General features: G+C 41.0%; 15 protein-coding genes. 5 read left to right on the plus strand and 10 right to left on the minus strand.

Features of this window, described 5'->3' with window-relative positions:
• Positions 1 to 114: 114 nt before the first annotated feature.
• The gene (locus CDC33_RS07500) at positions 115 to 3,126 is read right to left on the minus strand and encodes a DUF1574 family protein (protein ID WP_109007954.1); all 3,012 of its coding nucleotides are present in this window, start codon (positions 3,124 to 3,126) and stop codon (positions 115 to 117) included.
• A 492-nt stretch (positions 3,127 to 3,618) separates the two neighbouring features.
• Here CDC33_RS07500 and CDC33_RS07505 point away from each other — a divergent pair, with 492 nt between their 5' ends.
• The 4 genes from CDC33_RS07505 to CDC33_RS07525 all read left to right on the plus strand — a co-directional run bounded on the left by CDC33_RS07505 (position 3,619) and on the right by CDC33_RS07525 (position 8,255).
• Complete coding sequence (locus CDC33_RS07505; protein WP_109007955.1) at positions 3,619 to 3,855, plus strand: hypothetical protein; 237 nt, start codon at positions 3,619 to 3,621, stop codon at positions 3,853 to 3,855.
• 102 nt (positions 3,856 to 3,957) lie between these two features.
• On the plus strand, positions 3,958 to 7,047 hold the full coding sequence (locus CDC33_RS07510) for a phosphoenolpyruvate carboxylase (protein WP_109007956.1): 3,090 nt from the start codon (positions 3,958 to 3,960) through the stop codon (positions 7,045 to 7,047).
• Positions 7,048 to 7,151: 104 nt separating this feature from the next.
• Positions 7,152 to 7,406 carry a hypothetical protein gene (locus CDC33_RS07515; RefSeq protein ID WP_109007957.1) on the plus strand — a complete coding sequence of 85 codons (255 nt, stop codon included), beginning with the start codon at positions 7,152 to 7,154 and terminating at the stop codon, positions 7,404 to 7,406.
• Positions 7,407 to 7,949: 543 nt separating this feature from the next.
• Positions 7,950 to 8,255, plus strand: a complete 306-nt coding sequence (locus CDC33_RS07525; protein WP_109007959.1) for a small RNA NsiR4-regulated ssr1528 family protein — start codon at positions 7,950 to 7,952, stop codon at positions 8,253 to 8,255.
• 389 nt (positions 8,256 to 8,644) lie between these two features.
• On the opposite strand, the gene CDC33_RS07530 is transcribed toward CDC33_RS07525, so the two are convergent.
• Positions 8,645 to 9,364: a response regulator transcription factor gene (locus CDC33_RS07530; protein ID WP_069071980.1), complete on the minus strand. Its 720-nt coding sequence runs from the start codon at positions 9,362 to 9,364 to the stop codon at positions 8,645 to 8,647.
• Between the two features lie 643 nt (positions 9,365 to 10,007).
• On the opposite strand from CDC33_RS07530, the gene CDC33_RS07535 reads away from it, so the two are divergent.
• The gene (locus tag CDC33_RS07535; RefSeq protein ID WP_109007960.1) at positions 10,008 to 10,634 is read left to right on the plus strand and encodes a CPP1-like family protein; all 627 of its coding nucleotides are present in this window, start codon (positions 10,008 to 10,010) and stop codon (positions 10,632 to 10,634) included.
• A 157-nt stretch (positions 10,635 to 10,791) separates the two neighbouring features.
• Here the strand turns inward: CDC33_RS07535 and CDC33_RS07540 are convergent, their stop codons facing one another.
• The 8 genes from CDC33_RS07540 to pstB form a co-directional block, all read right to left on the minus strand.
• A complete protein-coding gene (locus CDC33_RS07540) occupies positions 10,792 to 11,484 on the minus strand; it encodes an HAD family hydrolase (RefSeq protein WP_109007961.1) in 693 nt (230 codons plus the stop codon).
• A gap of 71 nt (positions 11,485 to 11,555) precedes the next feature.
• Positions 11,556 to 11,864: a GNAT family N-acetyltransferase gene (locus tag CDC33_RS07545; protein WP_280524395.1), complete on the minus strand. Its 309-nt coding sequence runs from the start codon at positions 11,862 to 11,864 to the stop codon at positions 11,556 to 11,558.
• Positions 11,865 to 11,945: 81 nt separating this feature from the next.
• Positions 11,946 to 13,000, minus strand: a protein-coding gene (locus CDC33_RS07550) for an IS630 family transposase (RefSeq protein WP_244919164.1) whose coding sequence is annotated in 2 segments (ribosomal slippage) — positions 11,946 to 12,605 and positions 12,608 to 13,000 — 1,053 coding nt in all. Because the reading frame shifts where the segments join, the coding sequence is not laid out codon by codon here.
• Positions 13,001 to 13,163: 163 nt separating this feature from the next.
• Positions 13,164 to 14,219, minus strand: coding sequence for a 4-hydroxyphenylpyruvate dioxygenase (gene hppD / locus CDC33_RS07555; RefSeq protein ID WP_109007963.1), 1,056 nt, complete (start codon positions 14,217 to 14,219; stop codon positions 13,164 to 13,166).
• A gap of 106 nt (positions 14,220 to 14,325) precedes the next feature.
• The gene (locus tag CDC33_RS07560) at positions 14,326 to 15,030 is read right to left on the minus strand and encodes an SDR family oxidoreductase (protein WP_109007964.1); all 705 of its coding nucleotides are present in this window, start codon (positions 15,028 to 15,030) and stop codon (positions 14,326 to 14,328) included.
• Between the two features lie 78 nt (positions 15,031 to 15,108).
• Positions 15,109 to 16,392 carry an IS1/IS1595 family N-terminal zinc-binding domain-containing protein gene (locus CDC33_RS07565; RefSeq protein WP_109007965.1) on the minus strand — a complete coding sequence of 428 codons (1,284 nt, stop codon included), beginning with the start codon at positions 16,390 to 16,392 and terminating at the stop codon, positions 15,109 to 15,111.
• A 165-nt stretch (positions 16,393 to 16,557) separates the two neighbouring features.
• The gene (locus tag CDC33_RS07570; RefSeq protein ID WP_109007966.1) at positions 16,558 to 17,337 is read right to left on the minus strand and encodes a phosphate ABC transporter ATP-binding protein; all 780 of its coding nucleotides are present in this window, start codon (positions 17,335 to 17,337) and stop codon (positions 16,558 to 16,560) included.
• 568 nt (positions 17,338 to 17,905) lie between these two features.
• On the minus strand, positions 17,906 to 18,685 hold the full coding sequence (pstB, locus tag CDC33_RS07575; protein ID WP_109007967.1) for a phosphate ABC transporter ATP-binding protein PstB: 780 nt from the start codon (positions 18,683 to 18,685) through the stop codon (positions 17,906 to 17,908).
• Positions 18,686 to 18,742: the final 57 nt, after the last annotated feature.

Raw genomic sequence — 18,742 nt, forward strand, 5'->3', positions numbered from 1 at the left:
CATAGGGCATGGGGCATAGGGCATTGATCAATAATTAATAGTTATTCTTCCCCTGCTCCCTCATCTTCCTCATCTTCCTCATCCCCCACTCCCCACTCCCCATTCCCCAGTTCCCTACTTCACTGGCCAGGGAATCATCGGATCATTAGCCAGCTTTTTGGAGACTTCGTATGCTCCAAAGCGGTTGAGGTGGCTGGGATCAGAGAAGTAATCATTTGCTTTTGGCCACTGTTGGCTCAAATCTCGATAAATAAAGTTGGGACTAGTAGCTAGACGCAACATATATTCCTGAAATTCTTGCTCATGTTGTTTACGCACTGGATCTAAATAATCTGCCGTGAGAGGCATATTGACAAAGACTAAGGAAATTTTCTGAGCCTGGGTAAACTGAAGCACTTCTTGAAACGCAGCATCTTGCTGTCCTTCTATTTGGAAAGATTTATAGTCGTTGTCATAATTTCCGGGAACTCTAGAATGTTTTTGATAGTATCTTGCAGGATTGAAGCGAATCGACAAAGGTAGAAAGCCATCAAAATCAACTGCTTGTTGGGAAGTAATTTCATCTGAAGTACCGTCTGTTAGCTGTTTTTGTGATCCAACCGTCTGATTGCGACCACTTATAAGCAGTTGTTTTTGCAGTAAACTTTTAATTTGGTCACGGTTTGGATAACTTGCAGAAAGAGATGCTAGAGCCTGATTTAACGACTGATTCACAGCTTCATAAGCGCTAATCTCTGGTTTTTCTTCTTTTATCTTTTCTTCTCCCAAATTTATCGTATTTTCGGGCAAATCGCTGCTATTAGCAGTTGTTGGGGCTTTTTGGAATGCTTGTTTATAACCAGCTGATGCAGCGATGGATTTAAAGGTAATATCCTCACGTCCACCGTTGAAAGCACGGGCCCCATCTGCCCAAATAATGACTTTAGGCAGTTCTGATGCTTCCAGTACGTGGCGAATTACAAAGTCTACAACTTGTGCAGTAGCACCGTTGATTCCAAAGTTAAATACATCAAGATTTGGATAGCCCTGAGTCGCTAAAGCTTTAGAAAGTGCTGCGGGATCTACTCCCCTGAGAGCGCGGGAGGAGCCAATAATCAACACATCTGGCGGAGTACCAGTTCTAGCCAAACGCTGTTTATACAGTGCTAGTTGCTCGTCTAACTGCCTAACATTGAAACTTGGCATTTGCGATCGCGCTGCTAAAAGAATAGCGGTAGCGGTTGCTTTTTCCTTCAGTGGTGCGGCTGCCAAATTATTTGTCGGGGTATCATCACTTTGGGTAAACTCCGAAGCATTAAATACAGAACTCTGATTTGGAGAAGATTTTGTTTTGGAGGTGCTGGTAAAAAATGTCGTTTTCTCACTCTGAGTTTTCCCAGATATCAAAGATGCCTTTTGACCAGAAGATGATGAAGGCAAGACACTAGCTGCTTTTGGCGTCGGCATACTATTTGCAATAATTCGACCCAATACCCAATCAGTTTGAAGGGTAAGCAATAATCCCAGTGTTCCCCACACTAAAGCAACCTTAAGTCCTTGAACATCAGGGCTTTGTTCTGCTGACTGATCGCTTTCGATAAATAGCTGGCTTTGTAACAGGAATTTTTTCGCAGTTGTACTCGCCGTTGTCATCCAATCTCGCGCGACTTCTGTTACAAAACTTTGAACTTCTTCTGTGGTTAAGTCGGGGCGCAAAATTGGCTCACTAGTCTCAGAGGTTACTAGCTCCTTAACGTATTTAGAAGTAGCAGCAAATTCTGGGGTTGCTTCTGGTACTAACCGTTGGCGATGCTCAATATCAACGCCATAATTCCAAAAAGGTTCTTTATTCCCAGCCCGGCGACCGTAGACACGTACCCCCATAATACCGGGAATTTTTAACTGGCGGATAAACTGCGTAACTTTAGTTGCTACTTGTTGACGCCCTGGACAAACAGGTGCATCACACATAATGTGCAATAAGTCATTTTTGTTCAGCAGAAGTACGCGAACTCCACCTGTCAATAAACGCCAATCCAAGTCAGGATTGAGTAAACGCTCTAGTAAAAATATGATGGCTGGTTCATCGCCAGTATTCGCCAAATCTAGCGGTGATGTGGCAAAGGCGGGATAATTTGTAGCAGGTAAAGCCACCCAATCAATCCAAGTTGGTTCATTGTCGCCTGCTTTTTGCCCGTATATGGTGGCAGCGAGAATGCCTTGAGGTGCGATCGCTTCTAGCTGCGGTAAAATCGCTTGTAAGCACACTTCCTTGTCGGGGATTGGCGCAGTTCCCAAAGGATCAAAAGCTGGGCTACAAAAGATATGTAGTGTTGATTCTTTCAAAAAAGCTTGAACAGCAACTTTTAACCCTGACAATACCTCAGTTAATAATCGCGCGATCGCTTGTATATCGCCCCAACGCGCCCATTCCTTCAGCATTACCTCTGGTGGGGTCAAATCCACCCGCAACAGCCAATCCGGGGCTGTTTCGCCGCTCACCTGGGAAACAATTACTGCATCTTGGTAGCCAGTAAGCTTGAGATAACGCAACTTCTGTGCTATTGGTTCGGCAAGCAATGATGCATCGGGGCTATAGCTCGACTGGCAAAATATCCACAAGCGATCTTCTTCCGCCTGAGAGTTCTTTGACTTATATGGCTTAATCTTTGCCTGTACTGATACACCTAAAGTACTCAGAGTCTCGCTCAGATATCGAGCGATCGCTTCTGGATTTCCTTGGCGTGCCAAACTTTCGTTCGAGACAATCAGCGCCCCAGCCGACTGTTTTGATTTTTCCGCATCTTCTAGCAGCGCTTGCTTTACCTGCTCTAGATGCTTATCTATTTGATTCAAGTAAACCCGATGGCACCAGTTAGGGCGCTGTTCCCCTTTTCTTCGCCCATAGACAAATACTTGATATATTGAGGGTTGTTCGTCGCTTGTGAGAATATCCAAGTCTGTCTGCTGTAGTGCTTGCAGCAAGTCAGACAAAGTATGCCAACGCTGCGGACATTCTGTACCTTCACAGAGAATATGAAGGTTATTTCCCCGTAACCGGACTTTCACCCCGAAAGTGTTGATTCCTGTTGCTTGGCTTACCCACTGCACTAAGGATTGCTGGCGATCTGGTAATACTGTTTTCATGCTCAGTTAACTTTACAAGAAGCGATTGTTGGGGGATAGTGCCTGCACTTGTAAACTAGAACCATAGGTCTACCATACTCCGACGTTTTTTTTAACAATTTTGTTACCTTCGTAGCTCATAAAATCGGCCAAGATAGTCTTGTACAGGTTGCAAGTCTGACTAATGTTGAGTTTTGCGTTTATTTTACTAATAGGGAGTCAGAATTCAGAAGTTAAGAGTTAGGAGTTAGGAGTTAGAAGTTAAGAGCCAGGAGTCAGAATAATTCTATATGACTGGCTGATAACTTGTCCTTTAAAGCTGAACTTGCGTCCCACTGCGCTAACGGCCCTGATGGGCGAAAACAACAAGCTTATCTCATTTAAACTCCGTCTCTTGATGATCTTTGGAGTAATCATAACTTCTAACTCCTAATTCCTAATTCCTAACTCCTAACTCCTAACTCCTAACCCCCAACTCTTTTTAACTCATATTCCCATAACCAAGAATTAGCAATGCCTCCTGCCTACCAAAAACCCTCAACTAACCCCGCATCCAATCTGGATTTCTTTAGCATTCCCCAATCTTTCCTTTTACAAATAGGTACAGCGTCTATATTACTGCTGCTGATTACCGGAAAAACTACAGTAAGGGCACTAGAAGCCATAGGGGAAGCAAGTGAAGAATTATTGCGAGGCGATCGCCTACCCAATCTCGACTTCCCAGAAGATAGCGAAACTAATCAAACTTAGAAAATATACACTAAATAATTATTTGCTCAGGAAAAACTTGGTGAGCATTAATTGCACAACCTAGAAGCGTAAACAGTTATTAGCTTTACAACAATAGAGAATATGGGTTCCCTTTTATACTCTTCGTCTCAAACTGCTGATATATACCCGGTGTCGGAATTATTTTTGCGTCATCGTCTCCAGGTAGTGGAAGAATTGTGGGAGTCAGTTCTGAGGCAAGAATGCGGTCAAAACATGGTAGAGTTGTTGCGGCAGTTGCGAGATTTGTGTTCACCCGAAGGACAAGCAACAAATGACCAAGCATCCTCAGCCGTAAAATTGATTGAACAACTAAATATTAACGAAGCAATTCGTGCGGCTCGTGCTTTCGCTCTGTATTTTCAGTTGATTAACATCATAGAGCAGGAATACGAACAACGGCAGCAATTGAGTCGCTATGAGGTAGAAACAGAGCCTACAGATGCAGAAATAGCATCCAATGTCAACTATTCTTCCAATCAAAGAGAAGATGACGCGCCTGTTAGCAGGGGAATAGCAGCAGAGTTGCTTAGAAAGAATTATCTAGAAAAAGCGCAAGTCAAACCAAAAGGTACTTTTGCTGCTTTGTTTCCCTATTTATTTAAACTGAATGTACCACCCCAGCAAATTCAACGTCTAATTGCACATCTAGATGTACGGTTAGTTTTCACAGCTCACCCGACAGAAATTGTTCGTCATACCATCCGGGATAAGCAGCGCCAGGTGGTACAACTTTTGCAAAAACTGGATGCTTTGGAAAATTATTCTGGTGCGGCAACTGGGGGATATGCTTGGGAAGCAGCAGATGTACGCGAACAATTGCTCGAAGAAATTCGCCTCTGGTGGCGTACAGACGAACTTCACCAGTTCAAACCCACTGTGCTAGATGAAGTAGATTATGCTCTGCACTACTTCCAAGAAGTTTTATTTGATGGCATTCCTCAGCTTTATAGACGTTTCAAACACACCCTATCTAATACCTTTCCTTGGCTAGAACCACCAAGTAAAAACTTTTGCTCTTTCGGTTCCTGGGTAGGCTCAGACAGGGATGGGAACCCATCAGTCACACCAGAAATTACCTGGCAAACAGCTTGCTATCAGCGCAAAATGGTGCTTGGGAAATATATTCAGTCAGTGAAAAATCTGATTGAATTATTGAGTGTGTCGATGCACTGGAGTGATGTTTTACCAGATTTACTAGAATCTCTAGAATTGGATCAGTCCCAGTTGAGTGAGGTATATGACGCACTGGCATTGCGTTATCGGCAAGAACCATATCGGCTCAAACTGGCTTATGTCCTGAAACGGCTAGAAAATACTCGCGATCGCAATCTAGCTTTGTACAATCGGGAAACGCCAAAAAATCAAGATAGTCCCCTGTATCTTTCAGGAGCCGATTTTTTAGCAGAACTGCGGATGATTCAGCGCAACTTGACAGAAACAGGTTTAAGCTGTCGAGAATTAGAAAATCTGATTTGCCAGGTAGAAATTTTTGGTTTTAATTTGACACAGCTAGATATTCGCCAAGAATCATCTCGCCATGCCGATGCGCTCAATGAGATACTCGAATACCTGCAAATATTACCTCAACCTTACAACGAACTATCTGAGGAGCAAAGAGTCGCTTGGCTCACAGGAGAACTGCAAACCCGGAGGCCATTAATTCCGGCAGAATTGCCATTTTCTCAAAAAACCAACGATGTAATTGAAACCTTTCGCGTTGTGCGATCGCTGCAACAAGAATTTGGTCTAAATATCTGCCAAACTTACATTATCAGCATGTGCCGCGACGTCAGCGACGTGCTGGAAGTATTACTTTTAGCCAAAGAAGCCAGACTTTTTGACCCCGCCATTGCTGTCGGAACAATTCAAGTTGTCCCCCTATTTGAAACAGTAGAAGACTTACAACGCTCCAGAAGCGTCATGCGGAAACTGTTTGAACTCCCCTTATATCGCGCTTTATTAGCTGGCGGCTACGAACAAACAAAAACAGAGAGTATTGTGGATGAAAATTCATCCACCCTTGCCTCCCCTGCTCCCCCTGCTCCCTCCTCCCCCCTCCCCCCAAACTTACAAGAAGTAATGCTGGGGTATTCTGATAGCAACAAAGACTCTGGGTTTTTAAGCAGCAATTGGGAAATTCATAAAGCCCAAAAATCACTGCAACAAATAGCAGAAAACTATGATGTAAATTTGCGGATTTTCCACGGACGTGGCGGTTCTGTGGGACGGGGTGGTGGCCCTGCTTACGAGGCGATTTTGGCTCAACCGGGTCATAGTATCAATGGGCGAATCAAGATTACCGAACAAGGAGAAGTTTTGGCTTCTAAATACTCCTTATTGGACTTGGCATTATACCACATGGAAACCATTACCACTGCGGTGATTCAAGCTAGTCTACTGCGGACAGGGTTTGATGATATTGAACCCTGGAATGAGATTATGGAAGAATTAGCAGCGCGATCGCGTCAACATTATCGTGCTTTAATCTACGAACAGCCTGATTTTGTTGACTTCTTCCACGAAGTAACACCCATTGAAGAAATTAGCCAGCTCCAAATTAGTTCCCGTCCAGCCCGCCGTCCATCTGGTAAGAAAGATTTAAGCAGTCTGCGAGCTATTCCTTGGGTATTTAGCTGGACACAAACCCGCTTTTTACTTCCTTCTTGGTATGGCGTAGGCACAGCTTTACAAGAATTTTTGAACGAAGAACCAGAAGAACATTTGAAATTGCTGCGCTACTTTTACATTAAATGGCCGTTCTTCAAGATGGTGATTTCTAAAGCTGAGATGACTTTGGCAAAAGTAGATATGCAAATGGCACATCACTACGTACAGGAATTATCAAAACCAGAAGATCAACTTCGTTTTGCCAAAGTTTTTGAGCAAATTGCCAGCGAGTTCTATCTCACAAGAGATTTGGTGTTAAAAATCACCGATCACAATCGGCTGTTAGATGGCGATCCTGTCTTGCAACGATCTGTGCAGTTACGCAATGGCACAATTGTCCCCTTGGGATTTATCCAAGTTTCACTACTCAAGCGCCTACGGCAGTCCCTAAATACTACTGCTACTTCTGGAGTCATCCATTCTCGTTACAGCAAAGGCGAGTTACTGCGAGGAGCATTATTAACTATTAATGGGATTGCTGCTGGGATGAGAAATACAGGTTGATTGGGAGTGGGGAATGGGGATGAGGGAGCAGGGGAAGCAGGGGAGCAGGGGAAGAATAACTATTAATTATTGATCAATGCCCAATGACAAATGACAAATGACAAATGACAAAAAATAGAATTTTAATTTGCACTTTTTTGGCATTATCAGCAGGTTTTTTTGGTGCTTACACCAGTGGGCAAATCACCATAATGCTGCATACCCAAAAGTGTCAAAACCAACCTTGGGGTTTCAAGGAGATGTGCAACGCTTGGATGACACCAGGAGCAATATGGCAAGGTAGCACAACAGGACTATGGACAGGCACTATCTTAGGGGCGTTTGTTGGTGGTTTAGTGACGCGAGAAGCTCGTAATTAGTCTAGCGTGAGTTCGATAAACCTCTCCCTACCTTGAACTAAAGTTCAAGTCTGTCCCTCTTTGAGTCGGAGAGGGAAGGTTTTGCGTAGTAAAACATCTTAAAGGTTATTGTTTCAACTGACAATGGCATTGCATCGACTTGCAAAAATTAACTCACGCTTTGGGATCGCTGATTTTTTTCTAAGAAGATATTTTAAAAGTATCATTGCTAACATCAAAACCCTTGAAACAACCCCTTTTCCTATAAAGGAATTGGGTTACAAAGCAGCTTTCTACCCTTCTTCTGTCACTTTCCGAGAGGGCGATGGCTAGAAGCCTCATCAGGCAATCAATACAAGCTATACTATTAGAAAAAAATCGGTCTTGTATTTGTTATTAGAAAATAATCGCGCTATCGCTTGCTATACAAAAGCTCTCTTATTTCAGAAATGGCAAAATTTTTCGGAGAGTGACAGAAGAGGGCTACTGTAAAACGCTAGATACGCAAGTTTGGTGTCAACAAGGCTGGTAAAATCTACCCATAACGAAGAAGAGTAAATCACCATGCCTACCGAAACTAACCCAGGAAATCAAACTACCACAGGTGCTGATGCTATTGATGAAGCGATCGCACAGGGAATTGATTTTGATGGTTCTCCTATTCCCCCTGCCAAGCTAGAACTTTATGGTAAAGTTATGGCGCTAGAAGCCAATAGACAGCGCAGTGGCGTATCTAATACTATGCGATCGCGCATAGTGCGAATTGGTGCAAAACACATTCCCCAAGCAGAACTCGATCAATTACTTGTAGATGCTGGTTTTGCACCCCTAAAAGAAAAAGAAATTGCCTTTTTCTATAGTGGTAAATAATTGTTAATGTTTTACAACAGTTTTCATTTGTTTGAACCAAATATGTAGTAGGCACACAGCAATGCCCATTGGTGTCAAATTAAGAAGATAAGCCCAAATATTGTTGGGTGTTGACACCAATCATAGCTGTGCGCCGCTACAAACTCCAACCTAAGCACTGTTGTATCTACCAAAACGGTCGATGCAAATAAATATTTTCCAGTGGATTCTCTCCCCTGCTCACTGTCTTAAACGCATAAATAAATATCTCAAATAACTAGCTGGTGTGTATTTGAGCAATATTTACCTATTTGACTGTTTAAATTTGTCTTTTACTAAAGCCAAAAAAATTCACAAATCACTCTCCCAAGAATTAACAGTCAAGAGTTAAAAAACTCTAGACTATTAACTCAAGACTTAGCTTCCAAGTGCTGGGGATGAGCAGGAGATTCAAACTTATACCCTACGCCACGTACAGTTTGAATTAATGCTGGCTGACTAGCATCAATTTCAATCTTCTTGCGAATTTGCCCGATATGGACATCTACAACCCGTTGGTCGCCGACATATTCATAGTCCCATACCTCTTGGATTAGCTCTGCACGCCGCCAAACTCGACCTGGATGACTGGCTAAAAAATGCAATAAATCAAATTCCAGAGCAGTTAAAGGTACTGCTTGGTTATTAAGCGCTACCTCCCGCCGCACTGGGTCAATCATCAGTTTTTCAAATACCAAGCGTTTTTGCTCGGCAGTAGTTATCACTCGTTGACGCCTCAAAATAGCTCCGACTCTGACTTCTAACTCTCCTAGCCCAAAAGGCTTGGTGAGATAATCGTCAGCACCTTTAGCAAAGCCGCGAATTTTGTCAGCTTCGTCAGCACGGCTAGTCAACATCAAAACAAACACACCATTACGACTTTGCATCTCTTGGCAGAGGTTAAACCCAGTTACATCTGGTAGATTCACATCTAGAATCACCAAGTCGGGGTTAAACTGCTCAAATAGAGTTAAGGCTGTCTTTCCATCTTCGGCAGCCTCCACCTGATAGTTCTGCTTAATCAGAAAGCGTTGGATTAAATTCCGAACCGCAGGGTCGTCGTCAACTACAAGAATCTTGGCAGGAGCCATGACCATTACTTTGCACAAAAATTCGTAAGATTAACAAAAGGTTTGCGTAAAAACGCAGTTGCCACTTAGGGGCTAACTAAGAATCTACATGTCTACGGGATGAGATTCCTGATTATTCAAAAATAAATACTCTAATCAGGATTGGGGGCGATGAGAACGCTAAATTTCTGTTAGGCACAGTATATAAGCGCTCTGATAGCCGCAACAGTTCTTAACACCAAGACACGTTCTTGATCCCAGTTAGGTGGTAACTTAAAACGTCTCAATTTTAAATCGATATGCGGATATATACCACAAGCGATTATTCAGTATAATTAAAAAATTCTATTAGGGCACAGTAAGTTGCCAAATTTGAAACATTAAGATTAATATTTTCATGAAAAACTATGTGTTTTAGGTACTCTCCGTTCAAATTCTAGATTAAAGCCAGAATTAGACAACGACATGAGGGTATACACGGAGTTATAGCGATGTGTTAAAGTGGCTATAGTTAAAATTACAAAGTCGATTAAACTAACCCGTGCTACTATCCTGTTAGGGCATAAAATAAGTCGAGACTTTAGTTTCGATTAAAAGAAAACCTAAAGCTGTTTTTTATTCGACAAAAGACTGCCGCTGACTGAGGCTGAAGTAACAAACTCCCATGAGCGATCAAAATCCCTACGAAAAACTTGGGGTATCAGAAGAGGCTAGCTTCGATGAAATTCAGGATGCTCGTAATCGCCTATTCGAGCAATATAGTAGCGATGCCAAGCATTTAGAAGTAATTGAAGCTGCTTACGATGCGATTTTAATGGATCGCTTACGGATGCGCCAAGAAGGTAAAATTAAAGTCCCTGAGCGTATTCGGTTTCCAGAGTTGCGAGTGCAATCGCCTCCTAAAGAAAGCCCAGCCCCTCGTGAGCAGTCACCTGCATGGCTGCAACGGATGCTGGATAAGCCTTCACCTGCTGATATATTCTTACCAGGAGCTTGGTTTCTTGGTTTGAGTTCTATCAGTGTGTTTTACCCAGAGGGAGGCGATCAAGTTTTGCAGTTGGCATTGGTAGTTGGGGTAGGTACTAGTATTTACTTCCTCAATCGCAAGGAAAGCAAATTTGGCCGAGCAGTTTTGTTCACCCTGGTCAGTTTAATAATTGGCTTAATCGTTGGGGGACTAGTTGCTGGCTGGCTCTTACCACAAATACCATTCCTCAATTTATCATCGAATCAGTTCTCTACTGTACTAACGTTTATATTATTGTGGTTGGTTAGTAGCTTTCTCCGGTAAAGTGCTACCTGTAAGCAAGTTTCCGTAAAGAAGACATGGTTTATATGTGTTCTTCTCAAAATTTGAGAGTCAGGAGTCAGAATACCTATTTTGACTCCTATTTTAATTTGCAACCTGAATGCCGATAAATTCAATCTGTTGCAGCTACAAAGCTTTTCTAGACAAATTGTTTAGGTTTTAAGACTAAATCTACAGCAGCGCTGAAATCCTTAACGATTAAGTCGGGGTGGTAAAGTTCCAGTTGGGTGCGATCGCGGATGCCACATTCCACAGCCATCACTTTAACTCCATAATTTTTAGCTGCGGTGATATCAGCTTCTGTATCTCCCACCATCCAGGTATCAGTAGCCGGGGGCAGTTCTTTTAATGCCCTAGCCATTAATAAGGGCTTATCTTCAATATCACGAGTTTTAACGTAGTCGTTACTCAAGCAATAACAACGGTTTTCGGGGAAAAATCTTCCTAAATCGTGTTTTTTGAAGGCATAATCTAGTTCCCGAACTCGGCGCATGGTCATCACTGCTAAATCAATTCCAACTTGTTGAATTTTTAACAGTGCATCCACAGCACCAGGCGCGAGGGTGTCATAGTCAAAGTAGGGTTCTGTATGCACAGTTTGCCGCCGCAACTGGGCAAATTCTTGGGCTTGGGCTTCGTCTAACCCTGAATTTAAGGCGATTTGTTTTTCGGGAACGCGCGATCGCTTTAACTGCCAAAATTCCGCTTTCGGAAGTTCTTGCACTATTTGCTCTGGGCGACGGGTTTTCTCTAAACAGAATTGATAAACACGGTAGTACCGTTCGGAAACATCAATAATTGGGCCGTCGAAGTCAGTAATAAGTCTTAGCATCGGCGGTAAAAGTTAATTTTTATTAAGTTTATCTCAGATGTATGGCTATTTTTTCAGGGTATCAAGTCTAGTTAAAGGTTTTTTTGTAAACTCTTTTTAAGAAAGTATCGACAATGACCTGGAGGAAAATCTTCTAACTCTCCAAAAATTTCATACCCCAAGTGCTGATAAAATTTGGGAGCTTGGAAGCTGTAAGTAAAAAGATATGCGTTTAAGCAGCCACGATTAACAGCCTCTTGCTCTGCCTCCAAAAGAAGTGCTTTTCCATATCCGTAACCTCTGAACTCCTCTGCAACCCAGAGAGTAGCAATATGGAACCATCCCAAGCCAATAAAACCTTCCAAGCCGCCCATAACATTTTTTTCTGAATCACGAAGCAATAGAAACAGTGGCGTATATTGGTAATCTCCAATCTTACTTAAGTAGGTAGGCGGGAAAATTTATAACTATGTAACGAAACCTTAACCATAGGAGCTAGAGTTAAATTTTACACGTTGCGTACTATAGTTTCCTTTCTCTCCTCTAGCTGTAACACCATCAATGACAGCGTAAGCAAGGTCTAACTCATCATCAAATATTTGCCCGGATAGCTCATCTTTTTTAAGGTGCTGCCACTCCAATTCGATTGGGTTCATTTCAGAGCAGTATTTTGGTAAAAAGAAAATGTACAAACCCATGTATTCCCACTTTTTCCATAACTGCTGAACTTCTTTGCATCTATGTATAGGACCGTTGTCTTGTACTATTACTCTGATCCGTCCAGCCTTTTGAGCTTCAAGGGCTTCTAGCTCCATCATCTGGATGTAAGATTTGCGATTGACACCGCCAATGACGAGACCGTAAACAAAACTGATTATTGGTTGAAGAAACCCAATAATACTTAATCTACGACCACGACGTTTTGTTTGCTCTAAACGTTTTTGTTCACCCTTAAAGTAGTAGGTATAACCAGGTTCGCTCCATACACAAAACCCTGATTCATCCAAATATTTTAGGTCTATTTCTCTGGCAGCAGCAGATAATTCCAACATATCTAGGTCTGCTTGCTTGTTTGCTCGTGCGATTGGGTCTTGCTTCCCTTTGTGACTCTTCCTTGCTCGCTTCCAATTAACCCCCTTTTTTTGAGTACCCGTCTTAATCTGTCGGGACTCAGTTTCACATTGCGATCGCGTTCTAATTTTTGCGTAAGTTGAAGACTATTGTATGTACGTGGTTCTTTTTTCAGGCATTCTTCCAAAAATACTATGTCCTCTTCTCCCCATTTTGACTTTCCTCCTCGACCGGGTAGTTCCCAAAGCCCTTCTAGACCTTTGCTTTTCCATTTGTGCAAAACTTCTCTCACCGTTTGTAAAGTCAAATTAAAGTGAGCAGCTATTTTTTCTACATACCAGCCATGTGCGTTTAGCCTAATTATTTCTGCTCGATCTTTTACTTTCTGTGGTACATCCGCAGTTCTTAGCTTTAACAAGGTTCTGTCTTGCTCACGAGTCAAGAATATCCTTAAACGGGCGCCCATATATAAGTCACCTCGGTAGATGCATTTTCCGTATTTACTTATCTTTACATAGATTGGTTTTTTCGTGCCTACCTACTTACATTAAAATTTTGAAGTTGCTTGTCAATAAAATCAATTTGTTTGGAGTCTGGGTGGATTTCAATTGATATTTTGTACTCAGGCATCATTGCAACGTACCGCGTTTGATTTGTTCGCTTTCAATAGCTTCAAATAAGGCGCGAAAGTTACCTTCGCCAAAACCTTGAGCTTGGAAACGGCGTTCTATAAACTCAAAGAAAAATGTCGGCTGTTCAAATATTGGCTGAGTAAAAATTTGTAGTAATAAGGGCGGCGTATTTCTTCCCCCTAAAGGAGTATATTCTTGCCAATCTACCAAAATTTCCTGTTGAGCGATCGCTTCCAGTTCTAAAAGTGATAGAGGCAATCCCGGACGCTGTTTTAGTTGCGTGTAATAGCTTTGGGGAACTGAGAGTAAGGATAAATTACTGGCACGAAATTTAGCGATCGCACTCACAAGATTAGTTGTTCGCAAGGCAATATGTTGAATACCCGGCCCCCGATTGACATCTAAAAATTCCTGAATTTGGGAATTTTTGGAAGCTGGTTCATTAATTGGCAATTGGACACTACCGTTGTGCGAAACCATGACTTGACTGTGTAAAGCAGAACGATTGGTTTTAATTTTAAAAGCCTGCTGAGGTTGAAAATCTAAGATATTTTCATACCAAGCGACAGCATTTTCTAATTCACCAACAGCCACGTTTAACACTATGTGATCTATGGCGGTAAAAGTGTTGTCATTAGTTATTTGTCCTTTGTCAAAAACCAATGACCTTTCTATTAACGTATGAGTCAGTCCACCCCAGGCGGCAATTTTGCCACACTTGAGGAATTCCGTACCCACTTGGCGTTCCTGGGTAGGTTGTAGGATTGTAGCACCATGTTTTTGAGCTAGTGCGATCGCGCTTTCTACATCTTCGACAGCAAAAGCAACATCTGCTACACCAGGTGGATATTGACGCAGAAACTCAGCTACTGGACTTGTGGGTAACAGTGGTGAAGATAGAAAAAAGCAGACAGCACCACTTCTTACCACTTCTGTACAAGTGTGAAATGAAATGCTGCGATCGGCTACTACTTGAAAACCAAGATGGTGGACAAACCAATCCCGCCATACTTTGGCGTCTTCTACATAGAAATGAACGTGATCAATTTTCATAGATACTGAAAATCCAGCATAACAGCTTATATCTCTGTAAATTTTGCCTTTTTTGCTAAATTTTCAGGTCTTTCCCAGGCAAGAATTATGTAGGCTTACTGCCACTTTAAAAAAACAAATGACTATCAGGTTGAATGTTAATTTCCATTGGCACAGCTTGCGGTTCGGCAGAAAGGGCAAAGAAAATAGCATTGGCAGCAGTTTCAGGACTGAGCATTTTTTTCCGGTCTACTTTTAGACTGACGTTATCCCAGAAAGGAGAATCTACCCCACCAAAGTAGAATAGCGTGAACTTGATACCAAAACGCTTGAGTTCCTCTGCCATGCATTTGCTGAAACCGACAACACCAAACTTAGAAGCAGAATAAGCTGCTGCCATTCCCATCGAATGCTTGCCTAGAATTCCAACCACATTACAGATGTGACCAGACTTGCGCTTTTGCATCTCTTCAGCGGCCGCTTGAGTGGTGTAAAAGCTGCCTTTCAAGTTGACATCTAACATCTTGTCTAAATCAGCAGGTTCCAGGCTGTTGTAGGGCTTGAGTATACCAGCACCAGCCGCATTTACTAAAATATCGATTTGACCAAACTTAGCGATCGCCTTTTCTATCAAAGTATCTACCTGTTGCGGGTCAGTAATATCAGTGGGAACGCTCAAAACTTGCCCTGGTAAATCATTTGCCAGTGTTGTTAAACGAACCGCATCTCTGGCAGCCAATACCAGCCGCACTCCGGTAGGCGCAAGTTTGTGCGTTAAAGCTGAACCAATGCCACCAGTAGCACCGACAATAACAACGACTTTATCCTGCATTGTAATATTTACATTTCTTTACATCTTTACACATAATACTAAATTACAGACTCAGGTTGTATGTAGACATCTAGATATTTACTCACATAGCGGTATTACCTGATATTCCTTGCCACTCGCCTTTAATGTAAATGTGGGAGATGATTCTAGATATTTGGTAAAATTGGAACCTAACTTTAATTCTTTAATAATTGAATTAGGAGATTTTCTGGTTATTTTCTGTAGCTCTGAACCTAGCTTGGACACAGATAATCTAGTCTCAGGAGATTTAATTTGTATATCTTGAATAATTTTCAATAGTAATTTATCTAATGTTTCTCCATTAGAAATTTCCGCAGAATCTTGTTTTTCTGGTTTTTGAATAAATTGTGCAGATGAATCATCTGTAACAGGAATTATTTCCTCAATTTCTGGTTGTTTTGAATGATGTTTAGTATTAATATCGCATCTTTCTTGAAATAAAGTTGCAACAGCCACTAAACTGTTTAATCGGGCATTGATTGATTCCTGTTCAGTTTTGATTAAATCTTGAATTTTATCAACCACTTGTTCCAAAGATGGAATTTCTGTTGCCATTGATAAGGAATAATGAGTTAATTTGCCAGTATTCCGGTTTTCTATTTGCAAATTTTGTCCTTGTCTACGTACCCAGTAAACAATTAATCCTTGATTTTGAAGTTCGTTACAGAGGTGAATCAAAATTCCATCGCCAGAACAGACCAAGATTTCTTTAACTGTTGGATAAGAGCGTAAGACACAAGCACCAAGTGCGATCATTTTTGCATCAGCACTGTCTTTACCTCCAGGCACATGGACAAGTTGATAGCCACGATTGTATAGTTCAATATCTTGCTTACCAGTACTTGGATTTCTCCAGTTAGCAAATGCAATTTTAACTTGGAGAGGATACTTACAGACACTAGCTAAAAACAATTCTGAATTAATATCTAATTTTAAGTTTTCTGCATCTAAAAGCAGAAGTGAGATTCCTATTTCTAATTGATGTTTAATTTCAGTTTTTTGTTGAATTTTTTGGATAAATTGGTTGAAGGTAGCAGATTCTAGCCAATCAGGTGATAATATAGTTTGCAGCAGTTCTTCAGCTAATCTAAGACTAAAAGAACTAAGACTCTTCTCTGTGATTTTTTCTTCTGGCAAGTTTTTTACTAAAGGATCTTCTGTAGTTTCAGTTATAGATACTTTAGTATGTCCATTGCTATTAGCAAGCAACTCACCTTCTAAGGAACGAGGGAATGCAGGCTCAAGAAATTGTTTACCACAATTTTTGCAGAGGTAATTCTGCTTGTCATTCCGACGACCATTTTTTCGATATAAAGTAGATTCGCACCGAGGACATTTCATTTTGTGATTCAGGTGGTCTAGAGTAGATGCTTGCCTCTAAATATACAGTGTAAAAAATTACTGTCAACATAACAAAAACTTAAAACAAGCAAAAATTAGATTTCAACCCTAATTTACGCAAGGCTATGTGGTAGCTCACTGAATAGTTAGAATTTTAGGAAAACTTCAACTAACGCGGGCGAAAACATAGTCACGGGTGCGAGAATCGACGGGGTTAGTAAAGATTTTATTTGTAGTACCAAATTCAACCATTTGAGTAATGCGATTTTCATTACTATAAAAGAAAGCCGTAAAATCAGATAGACGAGTAACTTGCTGCATATTGTGAGTAACCATCACAATTGTCAACTCAGAACGCAAGTTATGGATCAAATTCTCAACTTTCATACTACCGACAGGATCAAGACCTGAACAAGGTTCATCCATTAATAGAACGTTCGGTTTAACTGCTAAAGCACGCGCAATACATAGTCTTTGTTGTTGACCGCCAGAAAGTTCTAAAGCAGATTTGTGCAGCTTATTTTTCACTTCATCCCAAAGTTCAGCAGCTTTGATGGCAGATTCAACGATTCCATCTAATTCTACTTTCGGATGCCATCCAACTAATTTCACTCCATAAGCAACATTATCGTAAACGCTCATGGGAAAAAGATTTGGCTTGGGAAAAACCATACTGACTTGGCGACGTAAACGATTGATGTTGACACGACGCTCATAAATACTTTGTCCAAAAAACTCTACTTTTCCTTCAACTTTCACATCTCCTTCTAATTCACTCATGCGATTTAACGATTTAAGAAAAGTAGACTTGCCACAACCACTAGAACCAATAATTGCCGTGACTTGGTTTTGGTAAATATCCATTGACACGCCTTCAACTATCTTTTGAGCGTCGTAAGATAAGCTGAAGTTTTTGACTCTGATAGCTGGAATTAGTTTACTCATATCCCCAAAACGTGTGAAATAAAAGTGACGAAGTAAAGTAGTACAAATCAGCAGCGCTGTTTCACTATGTTACTCCTAAAAGGGAATATTCATAGAAATTACGTAGTTATACAGTAGTCATCAAGCAGATAAACTGTTAATGAATATTTATATTAAAGTTATGCTTTAAAAATCATCTTTTATAGATTTTTTATACCAACCTTTGGCACATTGACCTATAGGAATCCGGTTTGATTTCTGAAAATATACGTAGGATGTGTTAGCACAGAGAGTACGGCATCAAACTCGTGTTCATAGTGCGTTACGAACTCCGTTCTAACACACTCTACAATACTTAATTTCGTTCAAAAATCAAATAGTAATCCTATATATAGCAATCTGATTTGATTATTGAAAAAATTTAGGTAATAGAAATAAAAATATTAATATCATATACCCCTCATGGGTAGTGAGGAGCTAGTTTACCTAATAAAGATAAATTAGTAATTATTTTTTAAACCACACTTTATAAATATGCTCTAGTACGAGATGGTTCAATAAAAATCATGAAGTCATGCCAAAATTCACCTTAACCAAAACGCCCTGAAATGTAGTCGCGGGTGCGGGGGTCTATTGGGTTGTTAAAAATTTGCTCTGTAGCGCCAAATTCAACCATTTGGCCTATCCGACTTTCATCAGTGCTAAAAAAAGCTGTAAAATCAGAGACGCGAGCGGCTTGTTGCATGTTATGGGTAACGATCGCAATTGTCAATTCAGACTGCAAGCTATGAAGTAGTTCCTCAACTTTCATAGTAGCGATGGGGTCAAGAGCCGAGCAAGGCTCATCCATCAGCAGAACTTTTGGCTTGACTGCTAAAGCACGGGCAATACATAATCTTTGTTGTTGACCACCAGAAAGCCCTAAAGCTGATTTATCTAGCTTATCTTTGACTTCATCCCAAAGAGCAGCGCTGTGAAGTGCAGATTCGACAATTTCATCTAATTCTAATTTTGAATACCTGCCTGCTATCCTCATACCATAGGCAACATTTTCGTAGATGCTTATCGGAAAAGGATTCGGTTTTTGGAACACCATACCAATTTGACGGCGTAACCGATTGATGTTGACACGAGGAGCATAAATATTTTGACCAAAAAATTCTACATCTCCTTCAACTTTCACAGGCCCTTCTAATTCGCTAATGCGATTCAAAATTTTGATGAAGGTAGATTTACCACAACCACTAGGGCCAATAATTGCGGTTACTTGCTTTTGATAAATATCTATTGACACCTTTTCAATCGCTTTTATTGTGCCATAGTAAAAACTGATATTTTTAACTTTGATAGCTGGTATTAGGTTACTCATGCTAATCTGTAATTCGTAATTAAGAAATATAAAACAAGGCTTTAACCTGGCGGCTTA

It is taken from the genome of Nostoc commune NIES-4072 (assembly GCF_003113895.1).
GTDB classification, from domain to species: domain Bacteria; phylum Cyanobacteriota; class Cyanobacteriia; order Cyanobacteriales; family Nostocaceae; genus Nostoc; species Nostoc commune.